Source organism: bacterium SCSIO 12741 (assembly GCA_024398055.1).
Taxonomy (GTDB): Bacteria; Bacteroidota; Bacteroidia; order Flavobacteriales_G; family Salibacteraceae; genus SCSIO-12741.
Map to the genome: position 1 here is coordinate 5061575 of CP073749.1, position 26296 is coordinate 5087870.

Sequence of the window (26296 nt, forward strand, 5' to 3'; positions counted from 1 at the left end):
TAGCTAAAAGTTTTGAGGCAATAAGTATCTGAAACCCGCTCAATTCGGGTCATAATCGAGAGAATTCGGAAGGGGTTAAATGAAAGTGTTCCTGAAAGGCCTTGTTAAACGCTTGCCGACTGTTAAATCCTACCAGATCGGCGACGGTACCCATATGGGTGGTTCCACTTCGAATCATTTCGGCAGCATGACAAACTCGTATGTAACGAATATAGGCACTGGTAGAAAGTCCGGTGAGGACCTTCAGCTTTTGGTGAACACTAGTCCGATTGAGGGCCATTTCCTGGCAAAAGTATTCTACTGAGAATTCCGAATTTTGTAGGTGTTTATCCACCACGTTTCGGGCTCGTTCCAGAAAATCCTGGTCCAATTTGTTTTTAGCCACTTTTTGAGGCGGCACCAGCACTCCCTGCGTGTATAAATTGCGCAGCTGAGCTCTTTGGCGAATCAGATTCTCGGCTCTAACGACCAGTTCCCGGGCATCGAAAGGTTTATATAAGTAATCATCTGCCCCGATAATAAGCCCTGTTAACTTGTCTTCTTGAGTGGCCTTTGCCGTTAATAAAATGACCGGCAGATGCGAAGTAGTTAGATTCTCCTTCAACTTTTGGGTAAGACCTATTCCGTCTGTTTCAGGCATCATGACATCGCTAATCACCAAATCGAATGATTGTTTCTGAGTCCATTCAAGAGCCTCCTTTCCATTGCTTGCAGTTACTACCTCAAATTGAGGAGTTAAGATTCCTTTCAGGTGGATCAGCATGTCCGGATTATCATCCACTACCAACAATGTCCCATTTACTGGAATCTGTTCGTCTGTGCTTACCGCTTCTCTTTCCTGAATTCCAAATGGTTTCAAAGATGCGTCGGGTAATTTCTGATCTGAATATCTCGGTATTCTAAAAGTAAATGTGGTCCCAAGCACAGAATCGGATTGAACCGTAAAATCGCCACCATGGAGTTCCACGATTTCCTTACAGAGAGTCAAACCAATTCCCGATCCAGTCCCTTTCGAATCTTCAGCCCGGTAATAACGATCGAACAAGTGAGGAAGGTGCTTTGGATCGATTTTCGGCCCTGTATTACTAACGCTTCCTTTTAGCCATTCAACCTCATTGCGATAAACCACGGAAGTAGCAACTGTTATTTTTCCCTTTTCTGGAGTATGCTTTAGGGCATTGGAGAGCAAATTGTTCCAAACTGTTCTGAGTTGTTGACTATCCATATCTCCCTGGAGAGAATCGGAATCGGTGCTCAGGATTAAACGTACTTGCTTTTGGTTCAAGGAACTCTGAAACTGCTCCACTACTCCAAGAGGCAAGTCGGTAAACGATCCTTTTTCCAATTTCAATTGAACCTGACCACTTTCCAACCGGGATAAGTCTAAGGATTGATTGACTAAATCGAGCAACCGGTTGGTATTGCGTAACATGACCTGGAGGCGATTGTCCTTTTCCAGCGACCTTTCCGCAATCAGCTGTTCCAAAGGGCCATGAATGAGCGTCAACGGTGTTCTAAGCTCGTGGGAAACATCCGTGAAAAAACGATTTTTCAAGGACTCCATTTCCAGCCGCTGTTCCGTTTCTCGATTGACTCGTTCAAGTTCATTTTGTTTTCTAACAAGAGCTAGGTTTTCCGTTGTTTTCTTAAGCCGATAGCGATTGAACAGAAACAACCCTGAAATAAGGATCAGAATACCCGAAATGATCGAGGTGGCCAGAAATTGATTAGACCGATTTAACTCTGATTGTTGAACTTCCAGTTGAAGCTCCTTTTCCTTAGCATTCCGTTCAGACTCAGCCAATTTTTGCTCTTTTTGAGCCGTTTCTAATTGAGTCGCCAGTAGAGCTGTTTGCTGATTGATATCAACTTGATTGATGCTATCCTTAAACTTCATCAATTTTTGACTGTAGGAGAAGGCGTTTTTATAGTCACCCGTTCGTCGGTTAGCATCAGCCAGAAAGTAATAAGCCAGCTTTATATTTTCACTCCTATGGGACTTAAGGAAATACTCATTCGCTTCTTCTATGAGTTCAATAGCCAATTCCGATTCCCTAAATCTTAACATTTGCCCGGCGTGTATTTGCCCCAGCGCTACAAGCTCATGGTATCCTGCACTTTTAGCCGTATCAAGGGTTGAAAAGAAGATCTTTTTGCTGGTTTCCATGTCACCAACATAGTAATAGAGTTGAGCCAGATACAATTGGGTATTGATCGAATTACACGGTGATGACAACTGTCGGTTTATCGCCAATAACTCCTTTTGAAATTTGATAGCCTCCTTAAAATCTCTCCTTTTCAAATGATAGAGCTTTTCACAATCAACCGCCATCCTTTTCAGTTTTAATGGTTGAAGATCAGCTGTTCTCATTTTCAATTCACTTAAGAGATCTGGCATCTTATCGATCTCCCCCATTATCGCATAGAGCCTTATCATGTGGGCAATCGATTCTAATTCCAGGTATTCATAATTCCGGTTTTTTACGATCTCAAAATTCTCTTGCAAAAGCTCTAAGGCCTTCCCTCTTTGCCCCATGTTTATTAACCACTGAGCCAAACTAAGCTGAGTGCCAGCGTGCAAATATCTAAGTCCAAGGTTTTTATAAGAATCGCAAATCTGCTCCATCAATTCCATGCCCCGGGCAGTCTCTGAATGGCGGAGTTGTGTGTAGGCCTGAATTTTTAGGATGTGCTGAATATGTCGGCGATTGCCTGTAATATCAACTATTGAATCCAACACTTTCCTATGAGACTCGATCACCTGTATTTCTGAACACTGAGGAACAAATTGAAATTTATGAAACAAGGTTTCCGTCCATTGAATCAAATTATTGTCCAATTGAGCCAAAACAGCACTTGAATCCAGTAGCTCCCGAGCTCTTTTGGGTTGCCCAATCTCATACATCCTACTGCCTTCTATTTTCAGCCATTGAGCCAATTGACCTGGATTACCATAAGTACGAATCTGAGATCGCATCTCAGTTTGATTCAATAGGATGGAATCATAATGAAATTGGGTTAGGTATATATCATACTGGATTAATTCACTTTCAATGGCCAGCATCGGGTTGTTTTCGGCCAATGCCAGCTCAGTCGCCATTTTGGATAGTTGTAGAGCCAGGTCAAAATCCCCATACAGTTCATGAGCATAGGCCCGATAGTACATGAGTTGTGCCGATGAGTTCTCTATCTCCGATTTGAAACGGTCCTCTATCCGTTTAATCGATTCCATGGCCGAATCGGGTACCCCTAATTTAAGCCAGGCCTCCGTCTCAAGAAGTCGTACTTGCCTTTCCAATTGTGCATCACCAATAACTAACGCTTGTTGCACATACTCTTTGGATAATAAACGAGCCGAATCCGGTTGAGAATTCAGAAAGGATGCAATCTTCTTGAGCTCCTTAGGAGATGAAGTCGGGAGAGGATCGATGGGCTTGGTTTGTTGATTATCACAGCTAACAAGAAAAAGTAAAAGGGATACAAATAGGAACGCCAGGTAATTGTTGAATAAAGTCATTAGGGGTTGACAAATGAGTTTTAAGATTTAACCGGATTCCCCAAAAATGGATTGAGTCCACCTTCAAAATTCTATTTAAGGCCTACCGGCTATTTGGTAAAGACTAAATTTTTCGGTTGTGGGTTGGATAGAAACTTGAGAAAATGAAATCAATTTTCCTACAGCCATTCTACCTTACATATGATTCCAACAAACTAACATCTGTTGACAAGCTCCGACTAACCCTCGAATAGCTTTGCCTTTCAACGGGTTACCTCAACCACTTTGTTGACGGGCAACCCGGATTGCACCAATCTGCGGATGCCGAAAAGCGGATCAAATCTTAAACGAGTAGGCCCACCTAAACTTCTATCCTCAATGGCTTAACACTCCTTATTTCCTGGTATGATGACCTCAACGCATCTTCCTCCAGGACCTAACTAAACACTACTAATAACACCTTAATCAAAAGAAAAATGATCAATGCGAAAAAAAACTTGCTCTGGGTAATTGGGATTTTGATAGCCCCATTATGTTGGAGTCAAGTACAGCAAAATGCCGTAGATGCATCGAGCGAGAATCCCAAGTTGCAGCCCACCTATCAAGAGTTGCTCCAGGAGTACAATCAGCTTCACCAATCTACGGACGAAAAAGATCGATCCAAATTCAAGAAAATGGATCGATGGTTAAACTATTCGTTTCAGAATTACGACATCAATGAGGATGGGAGTTACAGCATGGCCAATTACAATAAGGCCATTCAATCCATTTACACCAGCCCACTCAATTGCGGTGCAAATGACCCTGCCGATTGGGTAAGTGACGGCCCCACACACATGGGCCCATCAGACGATTACGGCCAAAGAGGCGGATGGGTTGATGCGATATACAATCATCCCAACAATTTGAATCACATCGTCATTGGCACGCGTACATCAGGAATCATGCGATCAACCGATATGGGTGTGACCTGGCAGTGTGTCACCGACGGGTTGAATTTTCCAGTATTAGGGGTTCAGCAAATTATTGCTGCTCCCAATAACCCCGATCACCTCTTGGCGATTACCGGAACATCTACCACATGGGGAGGAAGGGACGAAATTGTAGGAGGGGTCATCCGAAGTACCGATGGAGGAGTAAATTGGAGCCAAATACCGGGTGCGGCAGGCTTACCCCAATTCTATTGGCTGGACTATCACCCTACCGTAAACGGGTTACTTTTTGCTGCCTCCAGAGAACAGATTTATTATTCATCTGATTATGGCCAAACCTGGTCCACATTGGGAGCTCCTCCGGGATACATTACCACGAACAAGAAATTTTTTAAAATCCATGTGAACAACAATAATTTTTTCGTCAATACAAAAAGCCTCTACTCTCCTGGATCGGAATTGTATAAAGCCCAAATTAGCATTTCAGGATCCACGGTATCCATTAACTCCTGGAGCAACATCTCGGCTAATTTTTTACTAAGCGATGAAGAACTTTCCTTTAATGACTTCTCAAACAGTGTGGGAAACCGCTTCTATATGCAGATTCATACCCGATACATTTCATCCTACAATTCCCAAGGTCAGCCCGTTTATTCACCTCGTAGAAGGGTGTACAAAACCACAGATGATGGCAATACATTCACCAATGTAATCAACGACTTCACCTTTTATGTTACTTTTTTTGCTCCAGATGGTAAGCCGGGAGGTTTTTATAAAAATGAGTTGATCGCTTCTCCTAACGATGCCAACGTTTTTTATTGGGGAGCAGTCAAAAAATTGTTGCGGTTTGATGATTCGGACCCAGACCCGGCGGCGAGTGCTGTTACCATCAATGATGTTATAGGAAATGAAGGACATCATGATGATTACCGATGTTCCCAAATATTGAGCATAAACGGTAGCGATCGAATTCTTTTCGGAAATGATGGCGGGGCTGCCTTGGTTCCAAATGGTCTTATAGGTTTTCCCAAAATCCAGTCATTAAATGGTGATCTGTCTATAAATCTAATTCATGCCTTTGACGTTCACGAGCAAACTGGCCGCACTGTGTATGCTTTTCAAGATCATACAATGATCTATAGAAATGCAGATTTAAGTTACTCCGATGCCGATGGGTTTGCCCATGAGAGTTCTACGGCCATGATTCAACAAGATTATCCAGATGCCATTGTCGGCGAAAATGCTTATGAAGGAATTCAAGACAAATTAGGATCTCCAAATCCCATTGTTTTGGGTCCCAATGGTGAGCAAATTGTAGGTAACGGGCAAACCTATCTCGGTGGTTATTTTATTCAATACCGTCACCATCCAGAGCGATTTGCCAGAGGCTTAAGAAGCGATGGAGACATTATTATAAACTATTCGGCAAACGACACACGAATTGTAAACATTGGCGACGCACAAAACGGAATAGGGCCAATCGCGATTTGCGAACGAGATGTCGACGTTATTTACGCAGCAGACAGGAATAGGCAGGGAAATGATAGAAAATTGTTCAAATCAACCGATGATGGGGATATGTGGTCAGATTTAACCACCGCAATGGTCAGCCTGGATGCAGGAGCCACAACTAACACGCTCAAAGACCTTTTGACCCATGGTGTACATATTAGAGCCCTTGCCGTGGATCACTCCAATCCCAACCTGCTGTATTGTGGAATTGGAGGAACTCATGAGGTAAACAACACCATTACGGATGAACGCTTTAGAGTTATCAAATCCACTGATGGTGGAGCTACCTTTAGCGACTATTCTGAAGGACTCCCAGCCCTTCCCGTGGAGCGCTTACTTACGGTGGAAGATGACAACGATTTGATCTTTTGCGCTACCAGTGTGGGCATCTATTACAGAACAAGCAGTATGTCGCAATGGGAATGTTTTTCCAAAAACTTACCTAAGGTTTCGATCACCGGATTGAAGTATAACTACTGCACAAACACACTTTATGCGTCCACCTATGGAAGAGGTATGTGGAAAACGGAGGTATCTATACCCACTAGTAGTTCTTATGCGAATCCAATTAACTCCAATACGCTTTGGGATCAACCGAAAAGAATCAATACCCATGTGTTGGTCAAATCGGGGGTTACTCTTGAAATTACAAGTACAATTCAGCTGTCCCGCGGAGTAAAAATCATGATCGAACCAGGAGGAAAACTGGATGTAAACGGCGGTACTCTGACCAACTACTGCGACGCCTTTTGGGTGGAATTGAAGTTTGGGGTGACAACAGCTTATCTCAGGGAACCGTTAGCAACCAGGGGCAACTGATTATCAGAAATCAAGCTCTGATTGAAAATGCCAAGGAAGCCATTGACGTATGGAAACATGGTCATTGGTCCACCACAGGCGGAATTGTCAACGCTTCGAACAGTACCTTTAGAAACAACTGGAGATCGGCAGCCTATTACACTTATCACTACTACTCTGCCAACAATCCCAATTTTGAATATCCCAACATTGGCAAGTTTGACAATTGTCAATTCATTTGGAATGATCTTTACCTGGGCACCACCATTGGTCCGGCAATTAGCATGTACAATGTAAATGGAGTTAAGGTAATTGGTTGTGATTTTGAAGATAGCAGAACAGGTAATGTGGATCGCACCACAGGTATTTATACCATGGACGCAGGCTTTTTGGCGGTTGGAAAGAACTTAAGTTTAGTAGCCACAGCTCATGACAATTTTAGCGAACTGAATTACGACATCTGTACGTTTAAAAACCTGAAAACGGGAATCTTTGCCATGAACTCCAACACGCAGAATACACTGGTGATCGATCATTGTAAGTTTGAAGACTGCCTGGAAGGAGTGCACCTTTCCGTTATTGACAATCCAACCGTAACCAGAAACTGGTTCATGTATTCTTCCGAACACCCAGGCGACATTTCGTCGATGAACCAGTGTGTTTTGGATATGTGTACCGGATTCAAAGTAGAAGGAAACCTGTTTGAAAGTGAAGTAAGCGACAGTCAAACAATTGGCGTTTGGACCAATAACTCAGGTCACGAGCAAAACCAGATATATCGGAATACCTATAGAAAGTTAAGAACGGGGAACTACGCTACCGGTCTTAATAAATCAGGCCTTTACTCCGGACTTCAATGGCTGTGTAACACTTACGAATCCAACGAATTGCATGATCAATATGTGGTTGGTTCATTTGTTCCCACTACTCAGGCTGGTATTCGTTACTACCAAGGTAGCACGGATGAATCAGCAGGTAATGTGTTCTCCAATATCTATGGAAACCCTTCTTCCAGAAAACACTTCCGGACAGACGGTGACGAACACTATTACTACCTGACTTCTACTCAGGACCAGGCACCGGCTTTGGCCAGTCAGAATCAGGGAAATATTTTTATCTGGAATACAGCAAACAGCGCTCATTCCTGTCCATCATCTTTCACCAGCTTCATCGTGAATCAATCGACAGAGTCCATGCTCTCAGCGCAGCATGTAACGACCTTTGAAGCAGATAGGGCTACAGCAGAGAATAGTTGGACACAAGCAGTGAATGACTTGCAAAATCTGAATGACGCCGGAAATTCCAGCTACCTCTATCATTTGATTAATCAGGTGAATTCTTCAAATCTGAATTTTACCCAACAGGAATTGATCAGCTACAGCCCCTACCTTTCGAAGGACATTATGATGGAAGTGGGTAAAAAGAGTAATTCGGTATTTTCTCACAACTGGTATAAGCAGCTTATTGATTTGAATATTGAAGTGGCCCAGGACGATGATTTTATGGACTTCTTGCAAACCAAGCCCAATCCTATGCCTCAATCGCTCTACAATCAGATTGACCAGGCGAGATTTACCTCGGCTACCATGCGAGGTAAAAAACGATCCCACATCGCTGACCTGGAAGGTCAAATGACTGAGCTATCGGATTTGCTTACCATCTATGATTTGGGTCACAAGAGTAGCCTAAACTGGGCGGACTACCGAAGTCGCATTACTACCCGGGGAGATGAGGTTTTAAGAAGTCAATTGGCTGATTCTTATTTGGGCATTGAGGACCTAAGTTCTTGTAGCACCGAATTGCAAAGCATCACCTCCAACCTTCAGCAGTACCCTTCTTCCATGCGACAGGAAATGGCTGATTTTGTAACGTTTAAGAATTACATCATCACTCTAATCGACGTACAGGAAGGTATTCGGGACTTGGGAACTACTGAATACCAACAGCTCAAGCAATACGAAACCTCACTAAGCGGTAGAGCTCTGGCTCAGGTAAAAAACATGCTGTGCTATCATTTTGGGGAATGCTCCGGCATTTCTACTTCAAGCAGTAGTAGTAAGGACCAAGCTCCCGAAGTAACTTCTACTGAACAAGAGCTGGAAGAAGAGCAAATTCAGTTTGTTTTAACTCCAAACCCCAATTCAGGAACCTTTCAGGTGAGTCTTTCCAATGGAATGGAGATTGAGGAAGTAGAGGTAAGAGATGTTTTGGGTAAAAGAGTAGAATTGGAAAACTCCGAAATCCAGGGCAACGAGGCTAACGTTTCTATTCTCAACCCTCAGCCAGGTACCTTTTTCGGATTGATCCGAACCAAAAACGGGCAGGTGTATAAAACCACTTTTGTGATTTACTAAAAAAGAAGATCATACCCGTATAATAGAAAAGCCGTCTGATTATCAGACGGCTTTTTACTTTTTATCATTCTAGGATACAATGATCTTAATTCATCGCAAACATGATCGGTAATTGGTACTTCACCGATACGCTCTGTCCATCGTGCATACCCGGCACCCACTTCGGCATAGCATTGACTACCCTAAGGGCTTCAGCATCGAGCAATTCATGAACACTCTGCTTGATTTCGGCTTGTTCGATTCCACCTTCAGCGTTAATCACAAAGGCAACAACCACCTTTCCTTCAATTCCCGTTTCCTTGCAGTCTTCAGGGTATTTCAACTCTTTGCCCAACCAGGCAAAAAGAGCTTGATTGCCACCTTCAAACGAGGGTGGTTGATCCACTTTTTTGTGCGATTTTTCTTCAGCGGTTTCTTCCGGGTTCACCGGACTTGGAGTGGTTGGATTACACGCAGCAATCCAGAGGCCTAAGAACAGAATCGATCCTAAACCCAGCCCCATCTTCAAGGGGCTTCTTTTTTGAGCTTGATTAATCATCTTTATACGTTTAAATGTTAATGAATTCCAGGAGAATGTATGTCCGACAGAAAAGTGCCGGGTGTCAAATGCCTTATCGAGTAGCAATCGGATGTAGTCGTTTTTGGAAGAGCTGGGTTGATCCAATACGGCTCGGTCTGCGAGGTATTCGTGGTTTTGCCTGACCAGCATTCGCCAACGCCACATGAGTGGATTAATCCAATTCAATGCCCAGAAAATCTGCACCCAAATCAGATCAAGGCTATGAAATTGTTGAATATGCGCTTCTTCATGGGCCAAAATCCAAGGTTCGCACCGATCCTTGGGATTGAGGAAAATGGTTTTCCAAAAAGATTGGGTCGGCTGGCCATCAACAAACCTTACTGAATAAGGGGAAAGTCCGTTAGGAGCCACTTGCCCCTTACGAAACAATGCGCCAACCCTCAACCAGGATCGAACAAAGAAAAAAGCACTTATACTGAGATAAGCCAAAATGAGCACACTCATGAAAGACCATCCGGAAGTTGCTTCATACGGAGTCAATGAAACTTGAATTTCGGGCAATACCTGAGCAAATTGGGTTCCAGGGATGGAACCGGATAAAGGCAGCCAAATGATCATACTCACCAAAGGCAAGAGCAAAAGCCAGATGCGATTGAATCGGAGGAATCCAGCTCGAAGAATGACCCATTCGGTGAGCCCTACAGCCAAGCCAAGCATGACTTGAAACAGAATAATATCTTGGAGGTTCATCAGGAATCGGATTTTAGTTGTTTCAAAATTTCTTCCAGCTCCTTGGTGCTAAGTTTCTTCTCTTTTACGAAAAAGGAAACCAGGCTTTGTGTGGAGCCATCGAAGTATCCCTGCAAAAACCGGTCTGCAATTTTTCCAGAATACTTCTTCCTTGAAATCTTGGGAAAATACTCGTAGGTTTTACCATAGGCTTTATGGTCTACAAATCCCTTCTTTTCCAAAATTCGAATCAAAGTAGACACAGTTGTATAAGCAGGTTTGGGATCTGGAAGCTCGGCAATGATGTCGTGTACCACTCCCCTTTTCAACTTCCACAATACTTGCATGATTTGCTCTTCAGCCTTGGTCAATTCCATATCAAACAGGTTTTAATAGTTACAAATATATACATTTTAGTTTTATAACTAAACTTTTAGTTAATAACCGTAAAATGAAACCCTGTCACTCGGGGCAACAGGGTTTTCAATTTCAATTAGTTATACACTACTCATTCGGATTTACACTCTTTCGGATATGCTATCCGAAAGCTATAGCTGCGGATTACTCACTTCGCTCATGAGGTCGCAAGCTCAGTATAAAATCCGCGACTCTTACATTCGGATTTCAAATCCGAATGAGTTGAGTAGTAAAAATAGTCCTGACCTTCTTTATCAAGCCACAGACAAAGCTTTCTTCACCTTTTGGTTCAGCAAAGCAATATCGAGTACTTCAGTCATCTCTTTTACGTAATGGAAAGTCAATCCTTTCAAGTAGTCGGGATTAATATCCTCGATATCCTTGCGGTTGCTCTCTGCCAAAATGATTTCCTTGATATTGGCTCGTTTGGCCGCCAAGATCTTTTCTTTGATTCCTCCCACCGGCAGTACTTTGCCACGAAGAGTAATCTCACCAGTCATAGCCAATTTGCTACGAATTTTGCGCTGAGTAAAAACCGATGCCAAAGAAGTCAACATGGTAATTCCTGCGGAAGGACCATCCTTAGGTGTGGCTCCTTCAGGAACGTGAACGTGTACATTGTATCGATCAAATACTTCCTGCTCCAGTCCAAAGGATTCAGCATGCGATCTGAGGTATTCCAGTGCAATTACGGCACTCTCCTTCATCACATCACCCAGGTTTCCGGTTAGGGTTAATTTGCCCTTTCCACGAGTTATGGAAGATTCAATAAAGAGAATGTCACCACCCACAGATGTCCAGGCCAGGCCGGTTACTACACCAGCTACATCGGATGCCTCGTATTTATCTTTCGGGTATCCAGGCCCTAACAAGGGCTGCAATCCATCGGCTACCACTTTGGAATCGTATTCCTCTTCCATGGCCACCTTGGTTGCCAATTTTCTGACTACCTGAGCTACTTTCTTTTCCAGACCACGTACTCCGGATTCCCGAGTATAGTCTTCGATCAATCTTTCGAGCACCTTCTTGTCCATTTTCACGGATGTCTTGTCCATTCCGTGCTCTTTCAATTGCTTGGGAAGTAGGTGTCTTTTGGCAATTTCTACCTTTTCTTCAACGGTATATCCCGTCAACTGGATAATCTCCAATCGGTCGCGAAGTGCTGGGTGAATTAAGGATAGATCGTTTGCCGTGGCGATGAACATCACTCGTGACAGGTCGTATTCCAATTCCAGGAAGTTGTCGTAGAAGGCCTCGTTTTGCTCCGGGTCCAATACCTCCAACAAAGCAGAAGATGGATCGCCGTGGTGATCGCTTCCCACTTTATCAATTTCATCGAGTATAAAAACCGGGTTGGAACTTCCCGCCTTCTTCACATTCTGGATGATCCGACCGGGCATAGCACCGATATAGGTTTTACGATGACCTCTTACTTCCGCCTCATCGCGCAATCCGCCCAGAGAAACCCGAACGTATTCTCTGCCCAAAGCTTCGGCAATGGATTTACCTAAAGAGGTTTTACCTACTCCCGGAGGACCTGCAAAACAAAGAATCGGCGATTTCATATCACCTTTAAGCTTCAATACGGCCAGGTGCTCAATGATTCGATCTTTAATCTTATCCAATCCGTAGTGATCCCTGTTCAGAATCTTACGGGCACGTTTGAGGTCAAAATTGTCTTTGGTGAATTCGTTCCAAGGCAACTCCACCAGCAATTCAAGGTAGTTTAGCTGTACGGAATATTCCATTCCTTGCGGACTCATTCGCTGAAGCTTAGCCACTTCCTTGTCGAAATGCTCGGCTGCCTTTTTATCCCACTTTTTCTTTTCGCCTTTTTGACGAATTTCCTCCAATTCCTGATCTTGAGGATTACCACCCAATTCATCTTGAATGGTCTTCATCTGCTGCTGCAAGTAGTACTCACGCTGCTGCTTGTCGATATCAAAACGAACCTTAGATTGAATGTCATTTTTGATTTCAAGCAACTGAAGTTCTTTGGTCAAATGCCTCAAGGTTCTCTTCGCCCGATTAGACAGGCTTTGCTCTTCCAAAATGCTCTGCTTCTCATCAAGATCGGCATTCATATTTGAAGCCACAAAGTTGATAAGGAAGGAAGAACTCTCAATATTCTTAATCGCCAGGGTTGCCTCTGTAGGAATTTCGGGCGATTTATTAATAATGTCTAAAGACAAGTCCTTGATCGAATTCACCAAGGCATTAAATTCTTCATCTTCTTTTTCAGGTTTGATGTCTGGAAAATCCTCAACCCGAGCTCTTAAGTAGGGCTCTTTTTGAGTCAATTCAGCCAATCGAAACTTCCGTTTTCCCTGAATGATGATGGTTGTATTTCCATCAGGCATCCGAAGCATTTTGATAATTCTTGCTACGGTTCCAATGGAATGTAAGTCTGAAAATCCAGGATCCTCTTCGTCTTGATTCTTCTGAGCGATCACCCCAATGGTTTTATCCTTGTTATAAGAATCTTTAACCAGGGATATGGATTTATCTCTTCCTACAGTAATTGGAATAACTACTCCAGGAAACAGTACAGTATTTCTAAGCGGTAATATTGGCAGGTTTTCAGGAATTGCTTCGTTGGCTAAAGATTCCTCGTCCTCAGCGGAAAACAGTGGAATAAACTCCGAACTGTCGTCCATTCCCTCTACCATCGCCATTACGTCATATCTATCAATCATATTTTTTCCAGCGTCATTGTGTCAGTAATGCTGACCCTTTTCAATACAATAACACTATAGTCAAGCGCTATGCCAAAAGGCCATTAACTGAAATTTTTGCGGAAGTCTTGGTCCCGCTCGTAGGCCTCTTTCATAATACGGCGATCCTCCTCCGAAAGTTCAGTAGATCGACGTTCCATCACCAGCTCTGCAGTTTGATACGCCTTTTCTACCCGGTATTCAAAGTACTTCCCTTCTCCACCCCAGGTGAATGACGGAATGAACTTCTTTGGAAACCCGGCCCCATATAGATTACAACTAACTCCTACAACGGTTGCCGTATTCAACATCGTATTGATTCCGGTTTTGGAATGATCCCCCATAATCAACCCGCAAAACTGTTGACCAGAGTTTAGGTAACCCTTCTTGGGATAGTTCCATACTTGAACCAATCCGTAGTTATTTTTTAGGTTGGAACTATTGGTATCGGCTCCCAAGTTGCACCATTGACCCAGAACTGAGTTTCCAATGAATCCATCGTGACCTTTGTTGGAGTACCCCCAAATGATGGAGTTGCTGATTTCGCCGCCCACCTTGGAGTGGGGACCTATGGTTGTAGGCCCATAAATTTTGGCATTTAGCTTAACCGTTGCATGCTCACAAAGAGCAAATGGTCCGCGAATCACAGAACCTTCCATGATCTCAGCATCCTTTCCAATATAGATGGGCCCCGTTTCACAATTCAAAATCGCTCCTTGAACCTTGGCACCTTCCTCCACATAAATTTGATCTCCAAAAACCTGGTTGCGCGCTCTCAGAGAATCCGCTCCGGTAGGAGTTCCCAATAATTTGAAATCTTCTTTAACAGCCGCACCATTGTTCAAGAACAAATCCCAGGGATAATTGATTACGATCACATCGCTTTCATACTCCACTGTGGCTCCTTCAGAAATTCCTGCTTCATCTTCTACACGAGCTATTTCCACATCTCCCCTTTTTAAAGTCGATCCGGGAGTCATGTTCTGAATGGCAGCCACCAATTCCTGATCCGGTAATACCGATGAATTAATCCATCTGTTTTGGCCTTCCTTAACCAAAGGATACTTCTCCTGAAGGTAGTCCTCGGTTTGGCAGGAAACACTTTGGTTTAAGTGTTTTTCCCATTTCTCGGCAATGGTCCAAATACCAATTCTTAGATCAGAAACAGGGCGGGTATAAGTAAGCGGGAGAAAGTCTTCCCAACGGGTGTCAAATAGGATCGTGTTCATGGCTCAAATATAAATGGCTGAAAGGAAAATTGAATTTCGATTATCGAATTTTCAGGGACAAATCTGAACCTCCAAAAATTCCTTAAGTAGGTAAACAAAAAAACCGCCCTGCTTTCGCAAGGCGGTTTTCCTCAATATCATTTTTGCCGCTTAAAGCGGAAGTAATTCGCTTATTTGTTTTTCGCGAACTTAGCGTAACGGTTGCGGAATTTATCCACACGTCCGGCAGTATCCACGAATTGCATTTTACCGGTGTAAAATGGATGCGATTGGTTTGTGATCTCACATTTGATCAATGGATATTCGTTTCCATCTTCCCATGCAACTGTCTCATTTGATGGAGCAGTTGATCTACCCAAAAACATGAAATCGTTAGACATGTCTTTGAAAATAACCATTCGGTACGCTTCGGGGTGAATATCTTTTTTCATCTTCTTTCTTTTTCTTCTTCTACGATTTCGGCCTGCAAAAATAAACGAAATTCCCGTAATATTTAGCGTCTCACAATAATTTTCAACAATAACCGTATGAATAGCCATTAAACTGGCTGGTTTTAAGCCATTGCTGAGGGAGACAATTAACTACTTTTGAGCCGATGAAAAAATTGCTGGTTGTACTTATTGCCGGACTCGCCATTTGGGGATGCAAAAAAAAGCAACTCGGATTGGAGGAAGAAGGTGCCTTGGAGTTTTCGAGCTCGGAGGTCATGTTCGATACCGTATTCACCGCTTTAGGCTCTACCACGCACTCTTTCAAAATTTACAACCGAAGCCGTAAAGACATCGTTGTTTCTGATATCAGTTTGGAACAAGGCTCGGCCTCTATGTTTCGAATTAATGTGGATGGAATTCCTGGCGAACAAACGGACGTGTTGATTCGAGGTGAAGATTCTGCTTTTGTTTTCGTAGAAGTTACCGTAGATCCGGGCAACGTAAACAATCCTTTTATAGTGGAAGACAATGTGGTTTTCATGACCAATGGAACCCAACAAAAGGTAAAGCTTACGGCTTGGGGCCAGGATGCCTATTACTATCGACCGCGGGAACAAGTTCAGGGACTACCCGCCTTTTCCCGGATTTCAAGTTACGAGGATCAAGTATTTGTTGGTGACGAAATTGTTTGGACCAATGATAAGCCTCATGTCATCTACGGTTATTTAATGGTGGATAGTTCGCTCACCCTAAAAATTGAAAAAGGAACTCAAGTGCACCTGCACGATGGAGCCGGTATTTGGGTCTACCAAGGTGGAGCCATTCGCTGCGAAGGTGAAAAGGACGAAGAAGTTGTTTTCCAGGGTGATCGTTTGGAAGCCGGATTTGATGACATTGCCGGACAATGGGACCGCATCTGGATCAATGAGGGTGCGGAAAGCTCATTTAAGCATACCATTATCAAAAACGGTTTTGTTGGACTTCAAGTGGAAACTCTCCCCTTCGATCCCAATGCCAGTATATCTCCTAACAAATTAATCCTCCAAAAAACCATCATCAAAAACATGGTGGGGATTGGAATTCTTAGCCGGAATTTCAACTTGGTAGCTGAAAATGTGGAAATCTACAACATAGGAAACCAGGATGTAGCCATTAATGGTGGTGGAGACTACTCCTTCACCCATTGCACCTTTGCCAATTATTGGAGTGGACATAACCGTCAGCAGCCCCTGCTCTTTGTCAATAACTACTACCAGGATTTAGAGGGAACGACTCAAAACAAAGACCTGAAAGTTCGATTTGGAAATTGTTCTTTTTACGGCAACAAAGACGAGGAAATTGAACTCGACAGTGCCGATGGCCAGGTTTTCGATGTTGTGTTTGACCATTGTATTATCAAAACCGAATGGGAAAATCCATCAGCTCCCATGTTCGTCGATTGCCTGATTAATCCTGAAAATGGCAATGCTACCCCGGTTTTTAAGGGGCCTTCTGCCGGAGAAAACCAACTGTACTCGGGTTCTGTCGCAGTGGATGCCGGTGACCCGGATATTACGGCTACGATGACCGATCAAACGGATTTGGAGGACAAGGCACGAGATGCCACTCCCGATATTGGCGCTTACGAATTGTAGCCCTCTTCCCCCCTTTTCTCTATTAGCATCGTTGTAGATCATTAGTTTCGCACCATGTCTCAGAATCAAAAAGCCTACTTCAATTGGAGTTCTGGAAAGGATGCTTCTTTAGCCCTTTATTATTTGCAACAAGAAGGATTGCTCGAAGTAGATCAATTGCTTACCTCGGTCAACGGCCACCACAATCGAGTGTCGATGCATGGGCTAAGAAGAGAATTATTGGAACGCCAAGCGAAGTCGATTGGGCTCCCACTATCCGTGATCGAATTACCGGAGGAACCCACTATGGAAGACTACAATCGAATTATGGAGCAATCCGTTTTGAGCTTAAAAGGTCAAGGCTATTCGCATTGTGGATTTGGAGATATTTTCCTGGAAGACTTACGATCTTACCGAGAAGAGCAACTCAAGCCCTTTGGAATAACCAGTCATTTTCCGCTCTGGAAAAGAGACACCAGGGAACTGATTTATGACTTCCTGGATAAGGGATTTAAAGCCGTTGTTGTGTGCATCAAATCTGAATTGTTGGAAGAGTCTTTCGTGGGAAGAGATATCGATGAAAGCTTCCTCAACGATTTACCTGCAAACGTTGATCCATGCGGAGAAAATGGCGAGTTTCACACCTTCTGTTACGACGGTCCCATCTTTCAATACCCTATCCTCTTTGATTTGGGCGAACATGTTTTCCGCGAGTACAAAAATCCTGATACGACAAGCAAAGAATCTTTAGGCTTTTGGTTTTGCGACCTTATCCCCAAAGACTAATTCCAGGCACTTAATCACCCACAATTTCTACAAGTAGTTTTTCGATTTTCTGCTTCATTTGGGAAGACGTACACTCGTAATTGTTGACCAACAGAGCGAAGGCATATTCTTTTCCGTCCGCTGTTTGAAGGTAACCGGCGTAACATCGAACTCGGGTCATACTGCCACTTTTAGCCCATATTCGATCCATGGCTGGAGTTCCACGAAACATACTTTTTAGCGTTCCGCTTCTACCTGCTACAGGGAGAGAGTGTTTGAATACACCGAACCAGGATTGTCGAGAATTGAATTGCAAGACATCGACTAAGAAATCTGCCGTTGTCGTGTTAAAATGTGAAAGTCCGCTTCCATCTTCCCAGTGTACGCCAGCTCTGGAAATACCAACCGAATCGTAGTAGTGTTCCAAGGCTTGAATCCCCAACTTAGTACTACCAAATCCGGCTCTCTTTAACCCCAATTGTTGAAGCAGGCTTTCCGCAAATAAATTGACACTCTTTCGATTGGTGTGATAAATCAATTGGCCAACACTCAACCCCTTCAATTTAAACACGTCTTCTGCCTTTTTTTCTCCTTCGGTATTTTCCATTTGAGGCTCACCTTCAATTTGAATTCCGGCTTCCTCGGCTTTGGTCTGGAAATACTGCGCTAAAAACAATCCCGGATTGGGCATGGCGGCTTTGATTGGAAAATCGGATCGATTGGCAGGGATACTGCCTTCGATGGTTGGGTTGTACTGTCCCGGAGCGCCAAACACATAGGCATTATCTCGATTGCCCTTGGCCGAAACAACACGGTTTTGCAATTGGAGGCCTGGAATTTCCGGCTCGGTTTTAACCACCTCCGTAAGAGCCCCGATTTCAGCAGGTGAACGAAAATGAATCTTGTACATGTTGTCGTGAACAATTACCCCAGACGCCCCAGCGCCATAGTAGTTTCCCATATCTTCCCAGATCCAGGTTCGGGGAACGGTGTAGGGTTCAAAAAGTGAATTGCGCGCAATGATCGATCCATCAACATGAGTAACGCCTTTATCCTTCAAAACCTTAATCCAGGACTGAACTGCTTCATCCAATGGTTTGTGGTATTGCGAACCCAAACTTGGGTCACCTCCACCCAACAGAACAACATCACCATCGAGGTGCCCATCTGAAATAGCGGAAGAACTGAATTGCAACCGGGTTTGAAATGTCCTGGATTCTCCCAAGTAATCCAAGGCTACTGAGGTGGTCACCAGTTTTTGCACCGAGGCCGGAATAACCGCTTGACCGGATTCGTGGGCTGCCCAAACCTTTCCAGTTTTGATCTCTTGAATCTTGAATCCAACGGAAGCGTGTTGCAAAGCAGGATCCTTCATCCAGGAATCGACCGTCGTTTGCCAATTCTCCTGTGCCACGGCAGCAACCGTGCACAAACTCCAAAATAAAAGCACTATTGATTTCATTCCCTTAGGCATAAACCAAAACTATACCGGAATGATCAGAAAAAAAACGGGAGATTAAGATTCCTTCTTAAAGGGCAATCACCCCTTCGATCTTCATGGCCTCTTGATACCGCTGAATGATCGAGTCGGAGTTGGTCATTACCTCTTTGGCAGAAATACTCAGGTACTTGCCGTTGCGGGAGGATCTTAAATCGATAATGGCATCATCGGAGAACAAGGCCTCTACGAGGGCCAGGGTTCTGTTGTCTGAAGGAATGATGAATTTGAACAAATACAGCTTCGGGTACTTTCCTTCTTCCTCCAACTTGGCCCTTAGGGCTTCAAAATCTTTTCCCGTTCCACTCATAACGCGCAATTACCCACCGATCCTAAATAGGCCGATGATTTGATGCAAAGATCATATATTCGGCGCTCAATTGAGGAACTATGAAGTATTTAATTCTGACCGTTGGTCTGGCTTTTCTTTCATTTGGATTAAAATCACAATCCGGTTACTGGCAACAATCTGTTGATTATAAGATGGATGTGCGCCTGGATGTGGAAAACCACCAAATGACAGGTACCCAGAAAATTAAGTATACAAACCAATCTCCTGATACTTTGAAGCGAGTGTACTTTCACCTCTACTTCAATGCTTTTCAACCGGGAAGTATGATGGACTCTCGTTCCTTGTCTATCGAGGATCCTGATCCACGGGTAGGAAGTCGTATTTCTCAATTGAAGCCAGATGAAATCGGATACCACAAAATCAATAAACTATTGGTGAATGGAGATAAGGTGGAAAAGGAAATTGATGGAACCCTAATGACTGTGGATCTCAACGAGCCTTTGCTACCGGGAAAGTCGATTGAATTGGACGTTGAATTCGAATCTCAGGTTCCCAAGCAAATTCGTCGTAACGGACGGAACAATGCCGAAGGCGTAGACTACAGCATGGCTCAATGGTATCCTAAAATGGCGGAATACGATCGCGAAGGCTGGATGCTTGATCCATACGTAGGTCGCGAATTTCACGGCGTTTGGGGTGACTTTGACGTAAAAATCACCTTGGATTCTTCTTACGTAGTTGGTGGAACGGGCTACCTTCAGAATCCCGAAGAAATTGGGCATGGCTACTCTACCGGAGGAAAGCCTGTGGTGCGTCCAAAAGGAAAAGAATTGACCTGGCACTTTAAAGCTCCCCGGGTACACGATTTTGCCTGGGCTGCAGACCCTGACTACTTGCATGATGAAGTAGAAACCGATTTTGGACTAACCCTCCACTTTTTCTACCTCAATGATTCTTCCATTATCGATAACTGGAAAAAGCTGCAACCTGCAACGGTCAAGAACTTCGAAATCGTTAATGGAAAATTCGGCGTTTACCCCTACAAGCAATACTCGGTGATTCAAGGTGGAGATGGCGGAATGGAATATCCCATGGCCACACTCATTAGCGGAACCGGGAAAATTGGTGGCTTGATTAGCGTAACGGTACACGAATCCATTCACAGCTGGTATTATGGCCTGCTTGCGACCAATGAAACCAGGTACCCATGGATGGACGAAGGTTTTACCCAGTTTGCTCAATACATCGTTTTGGATTCCTTGTACAAAAAGAGAGCGCTTAACCCCATTTACCGGGCCTACAATGTATACCTATCCATTGCGACCAACCCAGAGGCTGAGCCACTCACTACACACGCTGATTACTACCACAAAAACAGACATTACGGAATAAACTCTTACTACAAAGGAGCCGTATTTCTTCAGCAGCTATCCTACATCATGGGTGACTCCCTGTTTTATGCGGGAATGCGCAAATATTACTACACCTGGCGCTACAAACACCCAACTCCGAATGACTTCAAGCGGGTCATGGAAAAAACATCTGACATGGATCTGGATTGGTATTTTACGCACTTTTTGGGTACCACCCGCACCATCGATTATGGTGTAGATCTTAAACGTGGAGACAAGAAAACTATTCTGGAAATCACCAATCATGGTAGCATTCCAATGCCCGTGGAAGTGCTACTTACTGATAAAGAAGGCAACAAGACCCTTTACTACATCCCACTGCGAGCTATGCGTGGTACCAAATCATTCGACAACGATGAAAATGTGGTTACCTGCAAACCTTGGCCATGGACCTACCCAAGCTATCAAATCGAGTTGGATATGGACTTCGAGAATGTTGCAAGCATTGAATTGGATCCCACCCAGCGAGTGGCCGATGTGGATGGGAGCAACAATGGATTTCCGGGAAGACAAAAGCCGGTGTATCCTGGATCCATCATGAAATAAAAATGCCCCCTTGGTTCGCTGAATTGGTTGTATTTTTACACCCTAATTTTCCGAGCCATGAATTTCAAACTTGAATCTCCATTTAAGCCTACAGGAGACCAGCCCCAGGCCATTAAAGAATTGGTTGCCGGTCTAAACAATGGAGATCCCTATCAGACGCTTTTAGGGGTTACTGGTTCAGGAAAAACCTTTACCGTGGCCAATGTAGTTAAGGAGGTAAACCGCCCGACACTTATCCTTAGTCACAACAAAACCCTGGCGGCTCAGCTCTACGGAGAATTCAAGCAATTTTTTCCGGAGAATGCCGTGGAGTACTTCGTATCCTATTACGACTACTACCAACCTGAGGCTTATATCCCGTCCAATGATACCTACATCGAAAAGGATTTGTCCATCAATGAGGAAATTGAGAAACTGCGATTAAGCACCACCTCTTCCCTATTGTCTGGTAGAAGAGATGTGATTGTTATCTCTTCCGTGTCTTGTATCTATGGTATCGGTAACCCGGCTGAATTTCACAACAGTGTGATTACCATAAAAACCGGAGAAATGATTAGCCGGAATAAGCTCCTCTACAAATTCGTAGAAGCTCTTTATTCCAGAACTACAGCCGAGTTTAAGCGGGGAACCTTTCGGGTAACAGGAGACACAGTAGACTTGTTTCCCGCCTATGCTGATCACGCTTTTCGCATCGTTTTCTGGGGCGATGAGATCGAGTCGATTGAATCGTTCGACCCGGAAACCAACCTGAGAATTACCCCATTGGAATCGGTCAATATTTATCCGGCCAACATTTTTGTGACTGGAAAGGATACCATGCAGGCGGCCATGAAAGACATTCAAGCCGATTTGTTGGATCAGGTCCAGTATTTTAAAGACCACTCTAAATTTTTGGAAGCCAAGCGCCTCGATGATCGGGTGAACTACGATTTGGAAATGATGCGCGAACTGGGCTACTGCTCAGGTATTGAGAACTATTCCCGCTATTTCGACAAACGACTTCCTGGCACTCGCCCCTTCTGTCTGTTGGATTATTTCCCGGATGATTACCTCATGGTGATTGATGAAAGTCACCAGACTGTTCCACAAGTTCGAGCCATGTACGGAGGTGACCGATCTCGCAAGGTTAATCTGGTAGATTATGGGTTCCGCCTGACCGCAGCCCTGGATAATCGCCCCTTGAAATACGAAGAGTTTGAGTCCATGATGGGACAAACCATATTCGTAAGTGCAACTCCAGCGGAGTATGAATTGGAAAAAAGCGACGGAGTGGTAGTTGATCAGGTGATTCGCCCGACGGGATTGTTAGATCCAATTATCGATGTACGCCCTTGTATCAACCAGGTGGATGATCTACTTGAGGAAATTCAAATTCGGGTAGAAAAAGAGGAACGGGTATTGGTAACTACACTCACCAAAAGGATGGCTGAGGAATTGACCAAGTACATGACCAAAATCGGAATTCGCTGCCGTTACATTCACTCCGAAGTAGATACCCTTGAGCGGGTGGAAATTCTGCGCGATTTGCGATTGGGTAAATTTGATGTGCTCGTAGGAATTAACCTGTTGCGAGAAGGATTGGATTTACCTGAAGTTTCTTTGGTTGCTGTATTAGATGCCGATAAGGAAGGGTTCTTGAGATCCGATCGATCGTTAACGCAAACGGCCGGTAGGGCTGCCCGAAACGTCAACGGACTGGTGATTTTTTACGCTGACAAAATCACCGAATCCATGCAAAAAACCATGGACGAGACCGAACGCAGAAGAGCCAAGCAAGACGCTTACAACAAAGAACACGGCCTGGTGCCTACTGCCTTGAAGAAAACCAAGGAGCAAATTATAGAGCAGACCTCTGTAGCTTCTGTGGGTTACAAAATCGAAGATGCCTACATTGAACCTGAACCTCAGGATATGGCGGCTGATCCGGTGATGCAGTACATGACCCAGGATGAAATCAAGAAGCAGATTGAGGAGACCCGCCGGAAAATGGAAAAAGCAGCTCGGGAATTAGACTTTATTCAAGCAGCAGCCTTCCGTGACGAGATTGCGGAATACAAGAAAATGCTGAAAGAGGATTAAGTCAGGGAGTGCCATCTTTCAAATGGTCCTGAACAAAGGACGAATCGCTTAGGCTCATTAAAAATGCCATCAAATCTTGTTTCTCACCCTCTGTGAGATGAAGTCCCCGAGTAGAATCTCCGCGATGAACCATGCCTTCTTCGGAATAAAAATCGAGCACCTCTTCCAGGGTCCAAAAACGACCATCGTGAAAATAGGGAGCCGAGTATCTCAGATTTCTGAGGGTAGGCACCTTAAACAAACCACGATCAGATTCTTCGAGCGTAACGCGCATTCTACCTGAATCCTGCCCCGCTCGATACAGACCATTCGTTTCAAAATTGTGGTTGGTAAAAAACAACCCCGTGTGGCAATTGGAACACTGGAGGCGATCACTCTCGAAAAGCTCAAGTCCCTTTAAGGCCGACTCACTAAGCCCTTCTGTTTTCCCGGAATTTAGGTATTGATCGTAAGGAGAATTGCCTGACAACAAGGTGCGCTCATAGGCCGCCATGGCCATAAGTATCAACTTGGGTTCAAGCGGTTTTCCAAAAGCATTTTCAAACAAGCCGGCATAGGTAGAATCCTCACGAATTCGCTCCGTGGCGTGAATCAAATTGAAGTCAAACTCATTGTGATCATCAAAAGGCAACATTCCCTGGTTTTCGAGATTTTTAGGTCCCCCGTCAAACATGAAGGCTTCGAGATAGGCCGCATTCGAAAGTGTGGGAGCATTGCGAATACCTATTCTATCCTCTACACCAGGATTGATGGCCACACCACCGGTAAAAGCCAAAGCAGGCTGGTGGCATGTACCACAGGACAATTCCTGAGTTCGACTCAATTGCTTCTCAAAAAACAACCGTTTTCCCAACTCCACTTTATTGGGATGCATAGGATTAGATGCCGGAATATCCGGCTGAGGGAAACCTTCCGGTAATTTCAATTCCCAACCAGAATCGGTTCGGGTAAGATTGGGGTGAGTAAGGTCATCTCGTTGACATCCGAGAATGGGGATTAAAAGGAGTAAAAGGGCGAAGTTTCGCATTAATCTTCTGTATATCGGGAGAACTTTAAAGAATGCGTCAAGTTCTCTTGAAATTGAATCGAAATTTTCTTCTTTTCTGCATTTTGAGTGTGGCTTTTCCCTTCTTCCGTGGCCATATCCAGACCAGAAAAAGTCCTTAAGACATCCTGTTCAAAATAAAGATGATAGGTTTTACCTGGCTCAAAGTTAATGGGATCTTTTAAGTCAAATCTGTTCGTTCGATACAGGTCGCTGTATCCTGAGTGGATATAAAAATGTTCTACCAAATCTCCGTTACCCACTGAATCAATGTTTCCATTAATGGTCGCAAAAATGTACTTACTCTTCCAGGGCCATCCCATATTGGTATAGGCAATGCTCAAGGGATGATCTGACGGATAGTCCATGTGATTGTAGGCTTCATTCAATTCAGGATCGACGCCAAATCCCATGAACAACTCCTGATAAGTTCCCGGCATCACAAATCCTTCAATAGTTCTGTCCCAAGTGGGTTGCGTGGGTGAAATGGGCGGGAAAGTGTTGTGATCAATGAGCTCCGTTTTAGTCACTTGATGCTCCTTATTTTCAGAATTAATAAGATTCACATTGGCTACATAAAATCGGAAATCAGACACTTTAAAATCCCGGTTCAAACTGTCTTGATAGACTTTCTCCAATTCAAAGGCTTGCCCCTTGACCTTAGGTTCTACATGAATTTTGACAATGACCATATTGGGATCAATATCCCCAGTATCCATAGCATATTCACAAGGACCATAACGGGAAGCTGATGGATTGAAATTCTCAGCCGCCGGATCGAGGCAACCTTCCTCACCTCTGTTACATCCAGCCCAAGTCAGGCTAATTAAAAGAATGGCTAAAATGGGTGTAATCTTTTTCATCAGGTTGTGATTTTAGGGAGTGCATGACCAAGAGACCTCAACAATTAGTTAATCACGTTGAAAATCAAACACTAAAGTCTATAAGAATAAACCTCAGATTACGGGAGAGGTTTGTTCAGAAATAAAATACTTTACCTGAAGATGCTCAAAAATTGAGCTCAAATTACTCCACCGTGTAGCGGGAAAAGGTAAGTGACTGAGCCAGGTTCTCCTGAATTTTGATGGAGATTTCCTTCTTTTCAGCATTTTGAGTATGACTGCGTCCATCCTCAGTAGCCATATCTAAGCCAGAGTATACCCGAAGAATATCTTGGGTAAAATACAGGTGATAGGTTTTTCCCACTTCAAATGTAATTGGAGTACCCAGATCAAAGGAATTGAACTTGTAAAGATCACTATACCCGGTATGGATGTAGTAAGCACGATCGGTGCCACCATTTCCAATTGAGTCTATATCTCCTTCGATAACTGCAAAACGGTACTTATCCTTCCAGCTCCAGCCCATTCCATTGTAAGTGGTGTTGAGTGGATGATCTGTTGGATAATCCAAAGGACGGTATTCTTCATTGAGTTCAGCATCAACTCCAAAACCCATGTACAATTCCTTGTACGTACCCTTGGTTACTCTACCTTCAATGGTTTTGTCCCAAGTAGGAGAACCTGCAGGAACAGGCGGAAATGTATTGTGATCAATGAGTTCGGTCTTGGTTACCTGACGTTTGTTTCGATCGGAATCAATTAAGCGAACATTAGCCACATAGAAACGGAAACTGGATGACTTGAAATTTCGATTCAAGCTATCTTGAAATACCGTTTCAAGTACAAAGGGTGATCCCTTCACAAGCGGTTCAATGTGGATTTTTACATCAATCAGATTGGGATCAACTGTTCCCGTATCGGTAGCATATTCACAAGGACCGTATCTCGACGCCAATGGGTCATAATTTTCGGCGGCAGGATCTAAACATCCTTCCTTTCCCTTTTCGCAGCTGACCCACACAAGGCTTGCGAGGAGAAGAACCGACAACTGTTTTAACTTTCTCATAGCGCT

At 43.9% G+C, this 26296-nt stretch carries 17 protein-coding genes; 6 read left to right on the plus strand and 11 right to left on the minus strand.

What is annotated here, in order from left to right; genetic code table 11:
• Positions 1–49 precede the first annotated feature (49 nt).
• Positions 50–3517 carry a response regulator gene (locus KFE98_21545; GenBank protein UTW62547.1) on the minus strand — a complete coding sequence of 1156 codons (3468 nt, stop codon included), beginning with the start codon at positions 3515–3517 and terminating at the stop codon, positions 50–52.
• 455 nt (positions 3518–3972) lie between these two features.
• On the opposite strand from KFE98_21545, the gene KFE98_21550 reads away from it, so the two are divergent.
• Both KFE98_21550 and KFE98_21555 read left to right on the plus strand, forming a co-directional pair.
• A complete protein-coding gene (locus tag KFE98_21550; protein UTW62548.1) occupies positions 3973–6759 on the plus strand; it encodes an exo-alpha-sialidase in 2787 nt (928 codons plus the stop codon).
• On the plus strand, positions 6690–9092 hold the full coding sequence (locus KFE98_21555; protein ID UTW62549.1) for a T9SS type A sorting domain-containing protein: 2403 nt from the start codon (positions 6690–6692) through the stop codon (positions 9090–9092). The genes KFE98_21550 and KFE98_21555 overlap by 70 nt, the downstream gene beginning before the upstream one ends.
• A gap of 85 nt (positions 9093–9177) precedes the next feature.
• On the opposite strand, the gene KFE98_21560 is transcribed toward KFE98_21555, so the two are convergent.
• From KFE98_21560 to KFE98_21580, 5 genes are all read right to left on the minus strand, one after another.
• Positions 9178–10362: a TonB family protein gene (locus KFE98_21560; GenBank protein ID UTW62550.1), complete on the minus strand. Its 1185-nt coding sequence runs from the start codon at positions 10360–10362 to the stop codon at positions 9178–9180.
• Entirely contained in the window at positions 10362–10718 is a 357-nt protein-coding gene (locus tag KFE98_21565; GenBank protein UTW62551.1) for a BlaI/MecI/CopY family transcriptional regulator, read from the minus strand. Before KFE98_21565 ends, KFE98_21560 begins: the two co-directional genes overlap by 1 nt.
• Positions 10719–11012: 294 nt before the next feature.
• On the minus strand, positions 11013–13454 hold the full coding sequence (lon, locus tag KFE98_21570; protein UTW62552.1) for an endopeptidase La: 2442 nt from the start codon (positions 13452–13454) through the stop codon (positions 11013–11015).
• A gap of 83 nt (positions 13455–13537) precedes the next feature.
• On the minus strand, positions 13538–14701 hold the full coding sequence (locus tag KFE98_21575) for a GlmU family protein (protein UTW62553.1): 1164 nt from the start codon (positions 14699–14701) through the stop codon (positions 13538–13540).
• 170 nt (positions 14702–14871) lie between these two features.
• Positions 14872–15132, minus strand: coding sequence for a type B 50S ribosomal protein L31 (locus KFE98_21580; GenBank protein ID UTW62554.1), 261 nt, complete (start codon positions 15130–15132; stop codon positions 14872–14874).
• A gap of 164 nt (positions 15133–15296) precedes the next feature.
• Between KFE98_21580 and KFE98_21585 the strand changes: the two genes are divergently transcribed.
• Together KFE98_21585 and KFE98_21590 are read left to right on the plus strand one after the other, a co-directional pair.
• A complete protein-coding gene (locus KFE98_21585; protein UTW62555.1) occupies positions 15297–16766 on the plus strand; it encodes a hypothetical protein in 1470 nt (489 codons plus the stop codon).
• 54 nt (positions 16767–16820) lie between these two features.
• Positions 16821–17531, plus strand: a complete 711-nt coding sequence (locus KFE98_21590; protein UTW62556.1) for an adenine nucleotide alpha hydrolase — start codon at positions 16821–16823, stop codon at positions 17529–17531.
• Between the two features lie 10 nt (positions 17532–17541).
• Here the strand turns inward: KFE98_21590 and dacB are convergent, their stop codons facing one another.
• Positions 17542–18972, minus strand: a complete 1431-nt coding sequence (gene dacB, locus KFE98_21595) for a D-alanyl-D-alanine carboxypeptidase/D-alanyl-D-alanine-endopeptidase (GenBank protein UTW62557.1) — start codon at positions 18970–18972, stop codon at positions 17542–17544.
• 67 nt (positions 18973–19039) lie between these two features.
• Complete coding sequence (locus KFE98_21600; protein ID UTW62558.1) at positions 19040–19318, minus strand: DUF493 family protein; 279 nt, start codon at positions 19316–19318, stop codon at positions 19040–19042.
• Between the two features lie 80 nt (positions 19319–19398).
• On the opposite strand from KFE98_21600, the gene KFE98_21605 reads away from it, so the two are divergent.
• Positions 19399–21258 (plus strand): M1 family metallopeptidase, encoded by a 1860-nt coding sequence (locus tag KFE98_21605; GenBank protein UTW62559.1) that lies wholly within the window; start codon positions 19399–19401, stop codon positions 21256–21258.
• Between the two features lie 57 nt (positions 21259–21315).
• Complete coding sequence (gene uvrB / locus KFE98_21610) at positions 21316–23337, plus strand: excinuclease ABC subunit UvrB (GenBank protein UTW62560.1); 2022 nt, start codon at positions 21316–21318, stop codon at positions 23335–23337.
• 1 nt (position 23338) lies between these two features.
• On the opposite strand, the gene KFE98_21615 is transcribed toward uvrB, so the two are convergent.
• The 3 genes from KFE98_21615 to KFE98_21625 all read right to left on the minus strand — a co-directional run bounded on the left by KFE98_21615 (position 23339) and on the right by KFE98_21625 (position 26290).
• Entirely contained in the window at positions 23339–24364 is a 1026-nt protein-coding gene (locus tag KFE98_21615) for a c-type cytochrome (GenBank protein UTW62561.1), read from the minus strand.
• Positions 24364–25245, minus strand: coding sequence for a hypothetical protein (locus KFE98_21620; GenBank protein UTW62562.1), 882 nt, complete (start codon positions 25243–25245; stop codon positions 24364–24366). Before KFE98_21620 ends, KFE98_21615 begins: the two co-directional genes overlap by 1 nt.
• Before the next feature lie 163 nt (positions 25246–25408).
• Positions 25409–26290, minus strand: coding sequence for a hypothetical protein (locus tag KFE98_21625; GenBank protein ID UTW62563.1), 882 nt, complete (start codon positions 26288–26290; stop codon positions 25409–25411).
• Positions 26291–26296 lie beyond the last annotated feature (6 nt).

Coding starts and splice junctions, on each gene's coding strand:
- KFE98_21585 (UTW62555.1), top strand. CDS start 15,297: ATGAAAAAATTGCTGGTTGTACTTATTGCCGGACTCGCCATTTGGGGA.
- KFE98_21625 (UTW62563.1), bottom strand. CDS start 26,290: ATGAGAAAGTTAAAACAGTTGTCGGTTCTTCTCCTCGCAAGCCTTGTG.
- KFE98_21560 (UTW62550.1), bottom strand. CDS start 10,362: ATGAACCTCCAAGATATTATTCTGTTTCAAGTCATGCTTGGCTTGGCT.
- dacB (UTW62557.1), bottom strand. CDS start 18,972: ATGAAATCAATAGTGCTTTTATTTTGGAGTTTGTGCACGGTTGCTGCC.
- KFE98_21575 (UTW62553.1), bottom strand. CDS start 14,701: ATGAACACGATCCTATTTGACACCCGTTGGGAAGACTTTCTCCCGCTT.
- KFE98_21605 (UTW62559.1), top strand. CDS start 19,399: ATGAAGTATTTAATTCTGACCGTTGGTCTGGCTTTTCTTTCATTTGGA.
- KFE98_21565 (UTW62551.1), bottom strand. CDS start 10,718: ATGGAATTGACCAAGGCTGAAGAGCAAATCATGCAAGTATTGTGGAAG.
- KFE98_21550 (UTW62548.1), top strand. CDS start 3,973: ATGATCAATGCGAAAAAAAACTTGCTCTGGGTAATTGGGATTTTGATA.
- KFE98_21615 (UTW62561.1), bottom strand. CDS start 24,364: ATGCGAAACTTCGCCCTTTTACTCCTTTTAATCCCCATTCTCGGATGT.
- KFE98_21580 (UTW62554.1), bottom strand. CDS start 15,132: ATGAAAAAAGATATTCACCCCGAAGCGTACCGAATGGTTATTTTCAAA.
- KFE98_21620 (UTW62562.1), bottom strand. CDS start 25,245: ATGAAAAAGATTACACCCATTTTAGCCATTCTTTTAATTAGCCTGACT.
- uvrB (UTW62560.1), top strand. CDS start 21,316: ATGAATTTCAAACTTGAATCTCCATTTAAGCCTACAGGAGACCAGCCC.
- KFE98_21590 (UTW62556.1), top strand. CDS start 16,821: ATGTCTCAGAATCAAAAAGCCTACTTCAATTGGAGTTCTGGAAAGGAT.
- KFE98_21545 (UTW62547.1), bottom strand. CDS start 3,517: ATGACTTTATTCAACAATTACCTGGCGTTCCTATTTGTATCCCTTTTA.
- lon (UTW62552.1), bottom strand. CDS start 13,454: ATGATTGATAGATATGACGTAATGGCGATGGTAGAGGGAATGGACGAC.
- KFE98_21600 (UTW62558.1), bottom strand. CDS start 19,318: ATGAGTGGAACGGGAAAAGATTTTGAAGCCCTAAGGGCCAAGTTGGAG.